Below are 15,480 nucleotides of genomic sequence, written 5' to 3'. Positions count from 1 at the left end.
GCCGGTTCCTGCGTCTCTTCCAGTATCCGGGTCCGATCCACCCGGAAGTCCGTCTGCGCAGTCCGTCGTCAGCAAGGGAGCAAGGCGATGTCCACCGTCATCGAGCAGCCCGTAGAGGCCCGCCTGGTCGCCGCCGCGCCTCGGATGCCCAGCATCCCCGCCATGCTGCACTACGACCGGAGCGATCCCTTCGCCATCCGGATGACCTTCCCGGCCCCGGCCACCCTGGAGGGCGTCGAGGTCTGCTGGACCTTCGCCCGCGACCTGCTCTCCGCGGGTCTGGAGGAGGCCGTGGGCCACGGCGACGTCCGCGTCCGCCCGTACGGCTACGACCGCACCGTGCTGGAGTTCCACGCGCCCGAGGGCACCGCCGTGGTGCACATCCACTCCTCGGACGTCCGCCGCTTCCTGAAGGCCACCGACGAACTGGTGCCCGTCGGTCTGGAGCACCTCCAGCTGGACCTCGACCACGACCTGGCGGAGCTGATGCGCGACGCCTGTTGATCACTTCCGCCTGGCTGCTCGACGGCTTAATTGCTTTGACGGCCCCCTCGGCCGCTTCTAGGCTCTGAAGCGGTCCTGTTGCCGTCGATTGGAGAAGGACGTTGCTCGTCTGAGGTCCTGAGACACCACGCCACACGCCAGACGTGTGGGCGTTGCGTGCGACCTCGGCATACGAGCCGTTCCTTGCTCCCTTGCGTGGCAGGCCTTCGTGCCCGCTCCCGCGGTGGTCGCCGCTCTCCGGTGTCTCGACACGCGTTGCTCACTGACCGCACACGCAACCGCGAGGCCCGCCTTGACTCGATCCATCACCTGTTCCTCCCTCGCCTTCTCCTGGCCCGACGGCACCCCCGTCTTCGACGGGCTCGACGTCGCCTTCGGCCCCGGCCGGACCGGACTCGTCGGCGTCAACGGCTCCGGCAAGTCGACCCTGCTGAAACTGATCGCCGGACTGCTCACCCCGGCCGACGGCTCCGTGCGGGTCGCGGGCGAGGTCGGCCACCTCCCGCAGACCGTCACCCTCGACACCACGCTGAGGGTCGACCAGGCCCTCGGTATCGCCGCCCGGCGGGCCGCGCTGCACGCCATCGAGGCGGGCGACGCCTCCGAGGCGCGCTTCGAGGCCGTCGGCGACGACTGGGACGTCGAGGAGCGCGCCCTGGCCACCCTCGGCGAACTCGGCCTCGGCCACGTCGACCTGGACCGCACCGTCGGCGAGGTGTCGGGCGGCGAGTCCGTCCTGCTGCGGCTGGCCGCCCTGCTGCTGCGCCGCCCTGACGTCCTGCTGCTCGACGAACCGACCAACAACCTCGACCTGTACGCCCGGCGGAGGCTGTACGAGGCCGTGGCGTCCTTTCCGGGCGTCCTGGTCGTCGTCAGCCACGACCGTGAACTCCTTGAACTCGTCGACCGGATCGCCGATCTGCATTCCGGGGAGATCACCTGGTACGGCGGAAACTACTCCGCCTACGAGGAGTCCCTCGCCACCGAGCAGGAGGCCGCCGAGCGCATGGTGCGCGCCGCGGAGGCCGGCCTGCGCAAGGAGAAGCGCGAACTGGCCGACGCCCAGATGAAACTGGCCCGCCGCAGGCGGTACGGGCAGAAGATGTGGGACCAGAAGCGCGAGCCGAAGATCGTCATGGGGGCGCGCAAGCGCGCGGCGCAGGAGTCCGCGGGCAAGCACCGCATCCTGCACGAGGAGCGGCTCGCCGACGCGCGCGAACGGCTCGACGAGGCGGTGGACGCGGTCCGCGACGACGACGAGATCCGCGTCGAACTGCCGTACACGGCTGTCCCGCCGGGCCGTGAGGTCCTCCTCCTGCGGGACCTGCAACTCGCCTACGGCGCGCGCGTGGCGGGCGGTTTCGAGCTGCGCGGCCCGGAGCGGGTGGCACTGGTCGGGCGCAACGGCGCGGGCAAGACGACCCTGCTGCGCACCATCGCCGGGGAACTGGCCCCGGTGGCGGGCGAGGTGCACACGCATGTGCCGCTGCGTTTCCTGCCGCAGCGCCTGGACGTCCTCGACGACACGCTGACGGTCGCCGAGAACGTGGCCCGGTTCGCGCCCGACGCCACCAACAACCGGATCCGGGCCCGGCTCGCCCGCTTCCTGTTCCGGGGCGCCCGCGCCGACCGCAGGGCGGCGACCCTCTCCGGCGGGGAACGCTTCCGGGCGACCCTGGCGGCGCTGATGCTGGCCGAGCCTGCCCCGCAGCTGCTGATGCTGGACGAACCGACGAACAACCTCGACATGGCGAGCGTGAGACAGCTCACCACGGCCCTGGAGTCCTACGAGGGCGCCCTGGTCGTCGCCAGCCACGACCTGCCCTTCCTGGAGTCCGTCGGAATCACCCGCTGGCTGCTGCTGGACGGGGAGTTGCGGGAGAGCAGCCTCGAGGAGGTGGCGGACTAGCGCGGGCCCGCCCGGGTCTCAGGAGAGGCACAGGGTGAGGACAGGGGTTTTCCCCTGGTGGACCCGGGCTGCATGATGGCTGACCGGTGCCGAGTCCGAGGCGCCGGTTCCGTCACCGCCGATACCTGTCGATACCGTTCGATTCGGAGTCCTGGACGTGCCCAGCAAGAAGGCCCTCATGCGCCGCCCCAGCCCGCTTCTCGCCGAAGGTCTGGTGACGCACGTCGAGCGGGAGAAGGTCGACGTGGAGCTCGCCCTGGACCAGTGGGAGGCGTACGCGGAGACACTGCGCGCGCACGGCTGGGAGACCGTCGAGGTCGAACCGGCCGACGACTGCCCGGACTCCGTGTTCGTCGAGGACACGGTGGTCATGTACCGGAACGTCGCCCTGATCGCGCGCTCCGGCGCCGAGTCCCGGCGCGACGAGACCGAGGGCGTCGAGGAGGCCGTGGCGCGCCTGGGCTGCTCGGTCAACTGGATCTGGGAGCCGGGCACGCTGGACGGCGGCGACGTGCTGAAGATCGGCGACACGATCTACGTCGGCCGGGGCGGGCGCACCAACGCGGCCGGGGTGCAGCAGTTGCGGGCCGCGTTCGAGCCGCTGGGCGCGCGGGTGATCGCCGTGCCGGTGAGCAAGGTGCTGCACCTGAAGTCGGCGGTCACGGCGCTGCCCGACGGCACGGTGATCGGGCACATCCCGAAGGTGGACCGGCCGTCGCTGTTCCCGAGCTTCCTGGCGGTGCCCGAGGAGGCCGGCGCGCACGTGGTGCTGCTCGGCGGCCCCAAGCTGCTGATCGCGGCGAGCGCGCCGCAGACGGCGGATCTCCTCGCCGACCTCGGGCACGAACCCGTTCCGGTCGACATCAGCGAGTTCGAGAAGCTCGAAGGATGTGTGACGTGCCTCTCGGTCCGGCTGCGGGAGCTGTACGCCTGAACGGGTGAGCGGATCACCGTTTCGGCCCCGGGACCTGCGGATCCCGGGGCTGTCGCATGCCCTCGAATTCCCGGGCGCAGCATGGTTGATCAGCGGTCTTTACCGCGAACTTAACCTACGGTGTCGTAACCTACGGGTTCGTAGCCTACGATCCCGTAAGTTAGCCGAGCACCGGCACCGCTCGCCGGAGTTTCCCGCTCCGTTCACCGTCCCCTGGAGTACCTCGTGACGATCACCTCCCCTCACCTCGGCAGCCCCGCCGTCTGGACCGACGCCAAGCTGCTGTACGCGCTGGAGGAAGTGGTCGAGACGGAACTCAACCGGCACCTGAAGGTGGCGAAGGACTGGATGCCGCACGAGTACGTGCCCTGGAGCGACGCCCGCAACTTCCCCGGCCTCTTCGAGGACGGCGAGGCCTGGGGCAAGGAGCAGTCGAAGGTCACCGAGATCGGCCGTATCGCGCTCGTGGTGAACCTCCTCACCGAGGACAACCTCCCCAGCTACCACCACGAGATCGCCTCCCTCTTCGGCCGTGACGGCGCCTGGGGCACCTGGGTGCACCGCTGGACCGCGGAGGAGGGCCGGCACGGCATCGTGATGCGCGACTACCTGCTCGCCTCGCGCGCGGTGGACCCGGACAAGCTGGAAGCGTTCCGCATGGTCCACATGAGCGAGGGCTTCGAGTCGGACAACCGGCACTCGATGCTGCACTCGGTCGCCTATGTCGCCTTCCAGGAGCTGGCCACCCGCGTCTCGCACCGCAACACCGGCCACCAGTCGGGCGACCCGGTCTGCGACCGCATGCTGGCCCGCATCGCGACCGACGAGAACCTCCACATGGTCTTCTACCGCAACCTCCTGAAGGCCGCGTTCGAGCTGGCCCCCGACCTCACCATGCAGGCCGTGCGCGACGTCCTCGTCAACTTCCGGATGCCCGGTCACGGCATGCCCGGCTTCGAGCGGTTCGCCGCGCAGATGGCGATCGGCGAGGTCTACAACATGCGCATCCACCACGACGACGTCCTGCAGCCCGTCCTGCGCCATCTGAAGGTCATGGAGATCGACGGCCTCGGCCCGGAGGGTCAGCAGGCCCAGGACGAGCTCGGTCTGTTCATGGGCGGCCTGGACGCGGAGGCCTCGAAGTTCGACGAGAAGCTGGCCGCGCGCAAGGCCCGCGTGGCGGCCCGCGCCGCCGGCTGACCTGAACCCCCGTGATCCGACCCCGGTGACCGCACCCCCGCGATGCGGTCACCGGGACCTGCCGACCCGGCCCGGTGGGGCGGTTCACCGTGCCGTACGCCTGATCTGGAGCCGTTCCTTCTCGGACAGGCCGCCCCAGACACCGAAGCGTTCGTCGTTGGCCAGGGCGTAGTCGAGACAGGCCGAGCGCATCTCGCACATGCCGCAGATGCGCTTCGCCTCCCGCACCGAACTGCCGGGCTCCGGGAAGAAGAAGTCGGCCCCCGTCTGCGCGCACAGCGCCTCGCGCTGCCAGCCGAGGTCGGGGACGGCGATCGTGTCTGTGTACGTGTCTGTGGACATGTCGAGCATGCTGCCCGTCGGCGAAAAACGTTCGATCAACGCCGCATATACGCGACGGCGTGGGCCTCCGGCCGACTCGATGGTGACCCGTGGAACCCCTGGGCGCACGGCGGCGCGCGGAACGACACGGGTACCGCGGCGGCGATTGCCGGAACTGGCACGGGTACTCCGGCGGCGATTGTCAGTGGGCGGTGCAAGACTCGGGTGTGCAGGCAACGGGACCCTTCGAGGAGGGCGAGAATGCTCACCACCCGTTTCGTCGACGGCGCTCCGAACTGGATCGACGTCGGTACGTCCGACATGGACGGCGCGACGTCGTTCTACGGTGCCCTCTTCGGCTGGCGGTTCGAGTCGGCGGGTCCCGAGGCCGGCGGCTACGGCTTCTTCCAGCTGGACGGCCGGACCGTGGCTGGCGGCATGCGGACCGCACCGGAGCAGGGCCCCCCGTCATGGACGGTCTACTTCCGGACAGCGGACGCGGCGGCCACGGCCGAGGCGGCCGAGCGCACCCGCGGCCATGTACTGGCCCCACCGATGGACGTGATGGACCAGGGCACGACGGCGATCGTCGCCGACTCGGCGGGCGTGCCGTTCGGCCTGTGGCAGCCGGGGCTGAACAAGGGCCTGGACAAGGCGGGCGACCCCGGCTCGCTGTGCTGGGTCGAGCTGTACACCGCGGACATCGCCGCGGCGGCCGCCTTCTACTACGCGACGCTCGGCCTGGAGACCTCCGCGGTCACCTTCCCCGGCGGCACGTACACCTGCGTCAACCCGGCCGGCCTGGGCGAGGACGCCATGTTCGGCGGGGTCGTCCCACTGGCCGACGACCCGGTCGAGACTCAGCCCCACTGGCTGCCGTACTTCGAGGTGGCGGACGTGGACGGGGTCGTCGCGGAGGCGGAGCGGCGGGGCGGCACGGTCCGGATGCCGGCCACGGACGTCGAGGGAGTGGGCCGCACAGCCCGGCTGGCCGACCCCTACGGGGCGCGTTTCGCAGTGATCAGGAGCGCCACGCCACAGTAGGGATGAACCGGGTCGGGACTCCCCGGAACGGCACTCCTAGGCCGAGGCGCGGTGTACGAGGGTCGTCGGGAGGATCACTCCGGACGGGGGGTCGGCGTCGGTGGTGCGGGGGGCCAGGCCGGTGAGGAGCAGGCGGGCCATGATGCGGCCCATCTCCTCGATGTCCTGACGGACCGTCGTCAGCGGCGGGTCGGTGGTCTCGGCGACGGGCAGCATGTCGTCGAAACCGACCACGGCGACGTCCTCGGGCACCCGCAGTCCGCGCTCACGCAGCACCCGCAGGGCGCCGGAGGCGGAGAGGTCGTTGGCGGCGAACACGGCGTCCAGGTCGGGCCGGCGGTCGAGGAGTTCCCGCATCGCGCGCTTCCCGCCGCCGGGCGTGAAGTCGCTCTCCACCACGAGCCCCTGATCGATGTCCCCCATGGCGTCCCTCGTCATATCACCCGTCGCATCGCCCGTCACGTCGCCCGTCACGTCCCGGAACCCTGCGAGCCTGTCCGCCGCCGACGTCTGGTCGAGGGGGCCGGTGATGTGGGCGACCCGGGTGCGGCCAAGGCCGACGAGGTGGCGCACGGCCTCACGGGCGCCGCCGCGGTTGTCGCTGTCGACGTACACCACACCACCGCCCTCCTCGCGCCAGCCGGGGCGGCCACCGAACACCGTGGGGATCCCGGCGCCCTGGATGAGGCCGGGCAGCGGGTCGTCGAAGTGCAGGGAGAAGACCAGGGCGCCGTCGACATGGCCGCCGGCGAGATAGCGGGCGACACGCGCGTGGTCGGCGCGGCCCTCGGTGAGCAGCAGCACCAACTGGTTGTCGTGGGCCGTCAGTTCCTTGCTGATGCCACGGAGCTGGAGCGCGAAGAAGGGGTCGGCGAAGACCCGGGTCTCCGGTTCGGCGATGACGACGGCGACGGCGCCGTGCCGCTTCGTCACCAGGCTGCGCGCGGCCTGGTTGGGCACGTACCCGAGCTCCTCCACCGCGCGCCGGACCCGCTCCGCCAGCGGCTCCCGCACCCCGTCCCCGCCGTTGACGACCCTCGACACGGTCGCCCTGGAGACCCCGGCCCGCGCGGCCACGGCCTCAAGGGTGGGACGCTGCGCGGTCCCGGTCGGGTCGGGGGTCACGGTCGGGGTCCTCCTCCTCGCGGGTGCGGATCAGGATAGCCGCGGGAGCCAGGGGGGTGAGAGCGCTCTCACCCCCCTGGGGAGACCGCCGTGACCGGTATGTCAGGGCGCCGCCGCCTCCGGCGGGGTGTCGTGCCGGGCCCGGCTCGGCTGGACGCGTTTCGGTTCGCCCGGCATCTTCGGGTACTCCGGCGGATACGGCAGGTCGCCCAGGCCGTGGTCGTGTTCGTCGCGGCGGGCGAGATCCAGGAGGGTCTCGAGGGAGAAGGCGTGGTCGTCCATGTCGGCGTGGACGTCGCCGACCTCGGCGAACCGGCCCGGCATGGTCGCGAGGTCGAAGTCGCGCGGGTGGGCCTCGCCGACCTCCTCCCAGCGCAGGGGCGCCGACACGGGGGCGTGCGGGCGGGGCCGTACGGAGTAGGCGGAGGCGATGGTGCGGTCGCGGGCGGTCTGGTTGTAGTCGACGAAGATGCGCTCGCCGCGCTCCTCCTTCCACCACTTGATGGTCACCTGCTCCGGCATCCGGCGTTCCAGCTCACGGCCCACGGCGATGGCGGCGCGCCGGACCTGGGTGAACGTCCAGCGGGGTTCGATCGGCACGAAGACGTGCAGGCCGCGCCCGCCGGAGGTCTTGGGCCAGCCGCGCAGCCCGCCGAACTCGTCGAGGACGGCGCGCAGTTCGTGGGCGGCGCGGACTGCGTCGTCGAAGTCGGTGCCGGGCTGCGGGTCGAGGTCGATGCGCAGTTCGTCGGGGCGGTCGACGTCGTCCCGGCGGACCGGCCAGGGGTGGAAGGTGAGCGTGCCGAACTGGGCGGCCCACAGCACCGCCGCCTCCTCGGTGGGGCACATCTCGTCGGCGCTGCGGCCGCTGGGGAAGGTGATGTGGGCGGTCGGGATCCAGTCGGGCATGTTCTTCGGCGCCCGCTTCTGGAAGAAGGACTCGCCGGTGACGCCGTCCGGGTACCGCTCCAGGGTGGTGGGGCGGCTTCGCAGGGCGCGCAGGATGCCGGGGGCGACCGCCTGGTAGTACCGGGCGAGGTCCAGCTTGGTGAAGCCCCGCTCCGGGAAGAAGACCTTGCCGGGACTGGACAGCCGTACGGTCCGGCCGCCCGCCTCCAGTTCCACCGCGTCACCCATGCGAGCCACGGTAGGCGAGGCCGCCGGGAGGCGCATACCGGGCAGGAGGGAGGATCTCGGCGCAGCATCGGAGCATGGATCTGCGACGAACCTCATAAGAGCAGGTCACTCGCCACATCGGCTCACCCTCTCACGCGTTTCGCTCACAATTTCTCACCCCAGCCCGTGCAGACCGTCGAGCGCAGCGGACGCTGACGAAGATCCTCAGCGTCCGGAGCGGCGTACTTGGCCACGGTGAACGCCGCGTTCGCGGGTGCCCCGCCCACGCCGCCAGGACCATCCAGGCCAGCAGATCGATCGCCGCGAGACTGAGTTCGAGCCAGACGGTATTGATGTTGAAGTCGGGTAGCCGGTCAGGTCGGCCATGCCGGTCAGCTCGGCGACCTCGGCGCCGTCACGCAGCGTCCCGTCCTGGTTCAGGGCGGGACTCCAGAGGCGGTCAGGCATCACGCGGATAGCGTGGCGGACGGGCTCGGTGATGGCGTATCCGACGGAGAAGTAGGTACGTATTCCTCGTTTCCGCAGGTCGCGGACGTGGGCAAGGAAGGCTTTCGCGGATCCGGCGCTGTCGGTGCGGATGAGGATGTCGGTGCCGTGCCGGTGGACGTCGGGGATCTGTGCGAGTACCTGGTCGAGGACCGTGATGTGGTCGGTGGCGGTGCTGGCGCCGGCGTTCCCGGGCCAGCCGGCCGGACAGTGCCTCGCCGGTGTTGGCCAGGAAGCACAGCAGCGGGTGGAACCCGAAGTCGCCCTTATAGGTCGGCGCGGCCTGCGCTTTCTCGGAGTGACAGGTGACCGGCGTGGCGTCGAGGTCCAGGGCCGGCCCGGGCAGAATGCGTCCGGCGGCCCGGGCTGCGGGTATGCCTTCACTGTGTTCGGCGGCCTGTAGCCAGGCGGCTTCCCGGGCCTGGGCACGGGCAGAAGCCAGCGAGGCGAGGGCGGTCTCGTCGACATCGGCGAGCAGCCGCCAGGCCGTCGCCCTGACAAGGACCCTGGGACGCAACCCGATAGCCTGCACGTAGAAAGTGCCCTCCGCCTGGACCGACAGAACCCCTCAGCAAGGTTCATCGTCCCAGTTCAGGAAGGCACTTTCGTATGTCCGCCTCAACAGCCGCCGTACCCAAGCGAAACGGCGAGGTTAGAGGACAACCTCCCGATGCGTTTCAATCAGCTCCTGGATTCGCTGGTCAACGCCGCGCGGCACTTCATTTTCGTTCGCGAGGAGGGCCGCAATGAGACCCCCCAATTCCACGCATTCCTCAACCGTGAAGCCCAGGCGTGTTATCTCTGAAACCCCCAGGCGAAGAAAACCGTCCACATTGATCCCGTGCCGGCCGAGGCGATCACGAAGCCGTCGCGCGTCTTCCAGCGGGATATCCGGGAGGACCTGGTGGCAGTACGTCAACTCGGGGAAGTTCTCGGCGGTCACCCCGCGCAGTGGTATGCCCTCCTCCTGCAAAGACGCAGCGATGGCCCGCGCATTCTCGACGACCCGCTTCGCGTAGTGTCGCCAGTCGGTCTCCTCGAGGACCATTCCGGTCGACGCAATCCGGGCAAGATGCGGGTTGCAGATCAGAGTCGGCCCGTTCAGCGGACGGAAATTCGAAAGAACTTCCACTCGCTTGTGGATCTCTTCGTTGTTGGTGAGTATCACGCCACCCTGCGGTCCAGGGAATGTTTTGTGCGTCGACCCCAGCAACAGATCTGCACCCTCGCGCAGCGGATCCTGGTATTGGCCGCCCGCGATCAGGCCAAGACTGTGTGAGCCGTCGTACGCGACGAGACCTCCGTACGCATGGACGACCTCGCTGATTTCTCGGACGGGCATGGGGTAAGTGACGATCGAGGAACCCAGAACGACCAGGGGCGGCTGTACCTTCTCGAGGAGGGAGACCGCGGCGTCAAGGTCGACCTGCCAGTTCTTGTCCGAGAAGGGCAGCGGCAGGGGCTGGCGGTCGAATACGGCGTAGTCAAGAGGGTAGCCGCCTCCGGGGAAGAACGGAGGAATTCGCCCTACGTGATCGTTCACTTCGGAGAGCGCGAACACGACCGCCAGTAAGCTCATATTTCCCGAGATCGGCGACAAGTTCGCGTACCGTGCATCGAATACTTCACGGGCGAGATTTGTCGCGTATTCGGTGATTTCTTGAGCGGCCGCCGTGCCGTGATAGAAATCGGCTGCATAGCGCTGAGCTATGTCTGATCCCAGAGGGCGCATCGCCCGCTCAGTCATGCGATTTTCGCTCACTATGAGATTCAGCGAGTCCAAGCGGGACGTTTCGTGCTGCTTGAGCATGTCTTCGATTGTTTTCACGGGAATACCTCCGGTTGGAATCAATGGGATTTGGGTGCGATTTTGGTGACGAGAAACTAGACTCGGCAAATCTCCAGTACCTTCATGGCGAGAGCCACGCCTCGTTGGCTGCCGATGCCTTCACGGTATATTTGCAGGATGTTGTTCTCGCGGGATACGTCGGACCTGGTCCCTCCGGCTCCTAAACGACACTCCTGAATATTGCGGGATATTTCCTTTCGCTTTTTGATCAAATCGATCAGCTGTTCATCAATGAAGCGTGTGGCCCCAGAAGGAATCGACACGGGTAATCTCAACCTTTCGCTGAATTCCCGATGCGCAGGGGTTGAGAATCAAATCGATGCTTCATTGCATCGTTTTGTCCGTTGGGGTGCGTGGTACAGTCACCGAGATCCATGATCATTCTCTTCCGTTGAAACGGCAGCTGACCAGCCCGAGAGGGCCGAACTGCCCGCGTGTACAGGGAAGTTGGCCGCCGAGCCATCGGTCACTGCCCGGGTGAACTACCTGCAAAGCACATGGCACGGTGCGCCGTCTGCCACGGATTTTCGCCAACCCCGAGGGTTGTCCCGTAACTGCTGGTCACGGAGTCCGTGATTGCAGGGGAAGTTGGGGTTCATCGGGTCCAGGCAACGGACGTACGCGCCTGAGTTTCGTTGAGGGTGCTGTACGCATAGTGATCGAGACGGGCAGGCCGATCCCGGAGGTCGCCGAGGAGTTCGGTGTGCATTCCGGCACGCTGCACAGCTGGGTGTCGCGGTGGTGGCGCAACGGGTCGGCGTCGTCCGACCAGCCTGCCGAGCCCGCACCGGGCGGGCAGCTGCGCGAACCCGAGCGGGCCGAGCTGGAGCGGCTGCGGCGGGATGCGGCGGACAAGAACAAGCGGATCCGCGAGCCGGAGATGGAGCGTGATGTCCTCAAGCGATGCATGGTCCCCTGGGTGAAGTGACCGAAACGGACCCGGCCGCCCTGGCCGCGTTCATCGGTAACCAGAGGACCGAGCACCACGTCCCGCACCGCCTGGCCTGCCGGGTTCTTCCGGCAGATCTTCGAGAACTCCGGCGGCACCTACGGTTCTCCGAAGGCCTGGCTCCTCCTGATCCGAGCCGGCTGGCGCGTCTCGGTGAACACCGTCACGCGTCTCATGGCCGAACTCAGCCCGGCCGGACGAAAGATCCGCCGCCGGGGCGGACTGACCCGCCCCGGCAAACGGCCCGCGTTCGCGGACTTTGCCCGCCGCGACTTCACCGCCGACGCTCCGGACCAGGTGCGGTGCGGCGACATACAGGAGTCGGGCTATGACCTCGGGACCGGTGGTGAAAGGACCGACCGGGGCGGTTTCTTTGGCGGTACGGGCCTTGTCGAACGCGGTTGCGGGAACCGTCCCGTTCGAGGGGTGTGCGCCCCGAGCCCGCCTACTTCACGGTAAGTGGAGCACAGAATGCACCGTTTCGGCTTTTCGGGGTGCCGCCCAGGAGATCTCCCCGCGTGCCCCGAGCGGCCGACCGAGGTGGCGGTTACGCTCCAGCGAAGACGGCGATGCGGGGAACTGCGGCCCGGTACTCGGGCTTGCGCGGGGAGTAGGAGCCCAGCAGCGTCCGAACCTGCCGGAGGGTGTACCGGCCGCCGGAGTGGGTGCGGCTTTCGCGGCCACCGTGGACGGTGCGGCGGGTGCAGGCGGTTGCGGCGGGGATGACGCCGAGTCGCTTGACCACGGTGCGGAGGCCGTTGGCACAGCTGGCGAGACGGAGACGGTCACCGAGCCCTGGGGACGGGGAGGCCGTCTCACACTCGTCTCACAGTCCAGCCGCCGGACTGCGGCAAAAACCGAGAATAGACGGCCTCTGGCCGGACGTACCGCGCAGCGTGCGGACACCATGGACGAATCGTAGAGTCGGAGCATGGATCTGCCGGTGATGCCGCCCGTGAAGCCGATGCTCGCCAAATCGGTGACGGCGATTCCGCCGGGCATGCAGTACGAGGCGAAGTGGGACGGCTTCCGGGCGATCGTGTTCCGCGACGGGGACGAGGTCGAGCTGGGCAGCCGTACCGGGAAACCGCTCACCAGGTATTTCCCCGAGCTGGTGGAGGCGTTGCGGGAGCGGGTGCCCGAGCGGTGCGTGCTGGACGGGGAGATCGTGATCGCCCGGGAGGGGCGGCTGGACTTCGACGCGCTGACCGAGCGCATCCATCCGGCGGACTCCCGGGTGCGCACGCTCGCCGAGCGGACCCCGGCGTCCTTCGTCGCCTTCGATCTGCTGGCGCTCGCGGACGCCGCGCTCGTCGACGTGGAGCTGACCGACCGGCGGGAGCTGCTGACCAGGGCGCTGGCCGGGGTGACCCCGCCCGTGCATCTGGCGCCGGCGACGACCGACGAGGCGGTCGCCCTGCGGTGGTTCGAGGAGTACGAGGGCGCGGGCCTCGACGGTGTGATCGCCAAGCCGCTCTCGCTGCGGTACCTCCAGGACGAGCGGGCCATGTTCAAGGTCAAGCACGAGCGCACCGCGGACGTCGTCGTGGCGGGCTACCGCTTCCACAAGAGCGGGCCGGTGGTCGGCTCGCTGCTGCTGGGGCTGTACGACGACCGGGGCGCGCTTCAGCACGTCGGCGTGTCCGCCGCCTTCCCGATGAAACGCCGGGAGGAGCTGGTGGAGGAGCTGGAGCCGCTGCGGATGGCGGACGCGACGGGCCATCCGTGGGCGGCCTGGTCGGACGAGGCGGCGCACGAGAGCGCCCGGCTGCCCGGCGCTCCGAGCCGCTGGTCGGGCAAGAAGGACCTGTCCTGGGTGGCGTTGCGCCCGGAGCGGGTGGCCGAGGTGGCGTACGACCACATGGAGAACGGCGCGCGCTTCCGGCACACGGCCCGCCTCCGCCGCTGGCGCCCGGACCGCGAACCGGAGAGCTGCACATACGCCCAGCTGGAGGAGCCGGTGCGCTACGACCTCGCGGAGATCCTCGGAACGCCCCCGCGGACGGCGCCGTAGCGGCCCCGGTCCCGCCGCGCCCTCCCTGTCCGCTACCCCTCCGCTGGGCGTTCGCGATCCGATGAGCGCACAATCGAGACACGAAACGGGGTGGCCATGACAGGCACGGGACGTTCCAGACGAAGAACGGGGCGGCGCCGCTCCGCCGTCGGCGCGCTGATGGCGGCGGCCCTCGCGGTGTCACTGGCGGCGGGCTGTACGTCGTCCCGCGCTCCCGCCCCGGACGACGGCCGCAGCGCGTCCCAGCGGCCGAACCCGGTGGTCACCAGCCCCTCCGCCGCGGTCGGCCCGGTGCTCGCCGTGAAGATCGACAACGCGGGTGCGGCCCGGCCGCAGACCGGCCTGGACGCGGCGGACATCGTGTACGTCGAGCAGGTCGAGGGCGGTCTGAGCCGGCTGATGGCGGTGTACGCGACCAGCCTGCCGAAGGCCGTGGGGCCGGTGCGCAGCGCCCGTGAGTCCGATCTGGAGCTGCTGCGCCAGTTCGACCGCCCGGTGCTGGCCTTCTCGGGGGCGCAGGGCAAACTGCTGCCGCTGATCGACCGGGCGCCGCTGGACGCCGTGACCCCGGAGGACGCGGCGTCCGGCGACTACTACCGCGGCTCGGACCGGTCGGCCCCCCACAACCTCTATCTGCGCCCCGACCGGCTGGTGCCCTCCCCGGCAGGCCCCGCGGCGCTCACCACCGGCTTCCGCTACGGCGCCGCCCCCTCCGGCGGCAGGCCCGAGGCCTCCCGGACCGTGCGGTACCCGGCGGCCCGCTTCACCTTCACCTGGTCCGAGAACCGGGCGGGCTGGCTGGTCTCCATGGACGGCAGGGCCGCACCGCGGGTCTCGCCGGCCACGGTGGTCGTGCAGTACGTCAAGGTCCGCACGTCGGCGTTCCACGACTTCCTCGGCAACAACACGCCGTACACCGAGACGGTGGGCTCGGGGAAGGCGGAGGTGCTGCGCGACGGACGCGCCTACGACGTGCACTGGCAGCGTCCGACGGCCACGGACGGCACGGAGTTCACCACGGACGACGGCACACCGGTCGACTTCGCCGAGGGGCAGGTGTGGGTGGTCCTCGCGAAGGCGTGATCAGTCAAGGGCGACAGACCGGCGGCGAGGGGGCGGCGATCAGGCCGGCGTGACCAGCGGTTCGGCGGGATTGCGCAGCCCTTCCGCCGCGTCGGACACCCGGCGGATCAGCTCGAAGAACTGCGACTGCTCGTCGGCGGAGAGCGGCGCCAGGAACATCTGGTTCATCCGGGCCGTGCGCACGGTCAGCTTGCGGTGGGTGCGCACCCCGTCGTCGGTGAGCCGCAGCAGGAACCGGCGGCCGTCCTGGGCGTCACGGACCTTGTCGAGCAGCCCGCGCCGGCCGAGACGGCTGATCACCTCGGCGATGGTGGACCGGTCGAGCCCCACCCGCTCCCCCACCGTGCGCTGGTCGAGGCCCGGCTCGGCGACGAGCGCGTTGAGCACCGCGAACTGCGGCGACGTGATCTCCTCGGAGACCATCGTGTTCCACAGCAGGTAGTGGGCCTGCTGGAGCCGCCGGGCCAGGTGCCCGGGGTGGGTGGAGAGGTCCACCGCGGCCATGTGCACTCCCGAGATCGTCGTGGTATTCGTCCGTGTACTGAACGATACTCGTCCTTGACGTCATCCCCGTCCAGTGGCAGCGTGAGGGAAACGTCGCCGAAATGCTCAGTGCCCTGACTAATGCCCTGACCGGTCGGCTCGGACGAGATGGAGCTTCTCCGATGGACAAAGTGGTCCCCACGGCTGCCGAGGCGGTGGCCGATGTGCCGGACGACGCGACGCTCGCCGTCGGCGGCTTCGGGCTGAGCGGTGTGCCGAACGTGCTGATCCAGGCCCTCTACGAGCGGGGGGTGGGCGGTCTGGGCGTGGTGTCCAACAACTGCGGGGCGATGGAGTCCGGGCTGGCGGTCCTGCTGGCCGCGGGGCGGATCGCGCGGGTGACCGGTTCCTACATCGGTGCGAACAAGGAGTTCGCCCGCCA

The 15,480-nt window shown here is 69.5% G+C and carries 16 protein-coding genes; 10 read left to right on the top strand and 6 right to left on the bottom strand.

Annotated features, from left to right (window positions below; genetic code table 11):
- Positions 1 to 87 precede the first annotated feature (87 nt).
- From ssgD to ACFPIH_RS49905, 4 genes are all read left to right on the top strand, one after another.
- Positions 88 to 504: a spore wall synthesis regulator SsgD gene (gene ssgD, locus ACFPIH_RS49920; RefSeq protein ID WP_381182010.1), complete on the top strand. Its 417-nt coding sequence runs from the start codon at positions 88 to 90 to the stop codon at positions 502 to 504.
- A gap of 292 nt (positions 505 to 796) precedes the next feature.
- A complete protein-coding gene (locus tag ACFPIH_RS49915) occupies positions 797 to 2,413 on the top strand; it encodes an ABC-F family ATP-binding cassette domain-containing protein (RefSeq protein WP_381182012.1) in 1,617 nt (538 codons plus the stop codon).
- Positions 2,414 to 2,570: 157 nt separating this feature from the next.
- Positions 2,571 to 3,347 carry a dimethylargininase gene (gene ddaH / locus ACFPIH_RS49910; protein WP_381182014.1) on the top strand — a complete coding sequence of 259 codons (777 nt, stop codon included), beginning with the start codon at positions 2,571 to 2,573 and terminating at the stop codon, positions 3,345 to 3,347.
- Positions 3,348 to 3,572: 225 nt separating this feature from the next.
- Positions 3,573 to 4,547 carry an acyl-ACP desaturase gene (locus ACFPIH_RS49905; protein WP_381182016.1) on the top strand — a complete coding sequence of 325 codons (975 nt, stop codon included), beginning with the start codon at positions 3,573 to 3,575 and terminating at the stop codon, positions 4,545 to 4,547.
- A gap of 84 nt (positions 4,548 to 4,631) precedes the next feature.
- On the opposite strand, the gene ACFPIH_RS49900 is transcribed toward ACFPIH_RS49905, so the two are convergent.
- Positions 4,632 to 4,928, bottom strand: a complete 297-nt coding sequence (locus ACFPIH_RS49900; protein ID WP_381182018.1) for a WhiB family transcriptional regulator — start codon at positions 4,926 to 4,928, stop codon at positions 4,632 to 4,634.
- A 201-nt stretch (positions 4,929 to 5,129) separates the two neighbouring features.
- On the opposite strand from ACFPIH_RS49900, the gene ACFPIH_RS49895 reads away from it, so the two are divergent.
- Positions 5,130 to 5,912: a VOC family protein gene (locus tag ACFPIH_RS49895; RefSeq protein ID WP_381182020.1), complete on the top strand. Its 783-nt coding sequence runs from the start codon at positions 5,130 to 5,132 to the stop codon at positions 5,910 to 5,912.
- Between the two features lie 36 nt (positions 5,913 to 5,948).
- Here ACFPIH_RS49895 and ACFPIH_RS49890 read toward each other — a convergent pair whose 3' ends face one another.
- The 3 genes from ACFPIH_RS49890 to ACFPIH_RS49880 form a co-directional block, all read right to left on the bottom strand.
- Positions 5,949 to 7,037 carry a LacI family DNA-binding transcriptional regulator gene (locus ACFPIH_RS49890; protein WP_381182022.1) on the bottom strand — a complete coding sequence of 363 codons (1,089 nt, stop codon included), beginning with the start codon at positions 7,035 to 7,037 and terminating at the stop codon, positions 5,949 to 5,951.
- A 102-nt stretch (positions 7,038 to 7,139) separates the two neighbouring features.
- Entirely contained in the window at positions 7,140 to 8,174 is a 1,035-nt protein-coding gene (ligD, locus tag ACFPIH_RS49885) for a non-homologous end-joining DNA ligase (protein WP_381182024.1), read from the bottom strand.
- A 1,138-nt stretch (positions 8,175 to 9,312) separates the two neighbouring features.
- Complete coding sequence (locus tag ACFPIH_RS49880) at positions 9,313 to 10,470, bottom strand: PLP-dependent aminotransferase family protein (RefSeq protein WP_381182026.1); 1,158 nt, start codon at positions 10,468 to 10,470, stop codon at positions 9,313 to 9,315.
- A gap of 694 nt (positions 10,471 to 11,164) precedes the next feature.
- Between ACFPIH_RS49880 and ACFPIH_RS49875 the strand changes: the two genes are divergently transcribed.
- A complete protein-coding gene (locus ACFPIH_RS49875) occupies positions 11,165 to 11,437 on the top strand; it encodes a helix-turn-helix domain-containing protein (RefSeq protein WP_381182028.1) in 273 nt (90 codons plus the stop codon).
- Between the two features lie 96 nt (positions 11,438 to 11,533).
- Positions 11,534 to 11,917 (top strand): IS3 family transposase, encoded by a 384-nt coding sequence (locus ACFPIH_RS49870; protein ID WP_381182056.1) that lies wholly within the window; start codon positions 11,534 to 11,536, stop codon positions 11,915 to 11,917.
- Between the two features lie 88 nt (positions 11,918 to 12,005).
- Here ACFPIH_RS49870 and ACFPIH_RS49865 read toward each other — a convergent pair whose 3' ends face one another.
- Positions 12,006 to 12,203: a hypothetical protein gene (locus ACFPIH_RS49865; RefSeq protein ID WP_381182030.1), complete on the bottom strand. Its 198-nt coding sequence runs from the start codon at positions 12,201 to 12,203 to the stop codon at positions 12,006 to 12,008.
- Between the two features lie 186 nt (positions 12,204 to 12,389).
- Here ACFPIH_RS49865 and ACFPIH_RS49860 point away from each other — a divergent pair, with 186 nt between their 5' ends.
- A complete protein-coding gene (locus ACFPIH_RS49860) occupies positions 12,390 to 13,472 on the top strand; it encodes an ATP-dependent DNA ligase (RefSeq protein WP_381182032.1) in 1,083 nt (360 codons plus the stop codon).
- Between the two features lie 96 nt (positions 13,473 to 13,568).
- A complete protein-coding gene (locus ACFPIH_RS49855; RefSeq protein WP_381182034.1) occupies positions 13,569 to 14,555 on the top strand; it encodes a DUF3048 domain-containing protein in 987 nt (328 codons plus the stop codon).
- A 39-nt stretch (positions 14,556 to 14,594) separates the two neighbouring features.
- Here the strand turns inward: ACFPIH_RS49855 and ACFPIH_RS49850 are convergent, their stop codons facing one another.
- Positions 14,595 to 15,059, bottom strand: coding sequence for a MarR family winged helix-turn-helix transcriptional regulator (locus ACFPIH_RS49850; RefSeq protein WP_381182036.1), 465 nt, complete (start codon positions 15,057 to 15,059; stop codon positions 14,595 to 14,597).
- A 161-nt stretch (positions 15,060 to 15,220) separates the two neighbouring features.
- Here ACFPIH_RS49850 and ACFPIH_RS49845 point away from each other — a divergent pair.
- A partial coding sequence (locus ACFPIH_RS49845; protein WP_381182038.1) for a CoA-transferase occupies positions 15,221 to 15,480 on the top strand: 260 nt, incomplete at its 3' end.

The sequence above is a fragment of the Streptomyces vulcanius genome (assembly GCF_042653945.1).
Classification (GTDB): Bacteria; Actinomycetota; Actinomycetes; order Streptomycetales; family Streptomycetaceae; genus Streptomyces; species Streptomyces mangrovi.
This window is presented reverse-complemented; position numbering and strand designations above follow the sequence as displayed.

Coding starts and splice junctions, on each gene's coding strand:
- ssgD (WP_381182010.1), top strand. CDS start 88: ATGTCCACCGTCATCGAGCAGCCCGTAGAGGCCCGCCTGGTCGCCGCC.
- ACFPIH_RS49895 (WP_381182020.1), top strand. CDS start 5,130: ATGCTCACCACCCGTTTCGTCGACGGCGCTCCGAACTGGATCGACGTC.
- ligD (WP_381182024.1), bottom strand. CDS start 8,174: ATGGGTGACGCGGTGGAACTGGAGGCGGGCGGCCGGACCGTACGGCTG.
- ACFPIH_RS49880 (WP_381182026.1), bottom strand. CDS start 10,470: ATGCTCAAGCAGCACGAAACGTCCCGCTTGGACTCGCTGAATCTCATA.
- ACFPIH_RS49860 (WP_381182032.1), top strand. CDS start 12,390: ATGGATCTGCCGGTGATGCCGCCCGTGAAGCCGATGCTCGCCAAATCG.
- ACFPIH_RS49855 (WP_381182034.1), top strand. CDS start 13,569: ATGACAGGCACGGGACGTTCCAGACGAAGAACGGGGCGGCGCCGCTCC.
- ACFPIH_RS49850 (WP_381182036.1), bottom strand. CDS start 15,059: ATGGCCGCGGTGGACCTCTCCACCCACCCCGGGCACCTGGCCCGGCGG.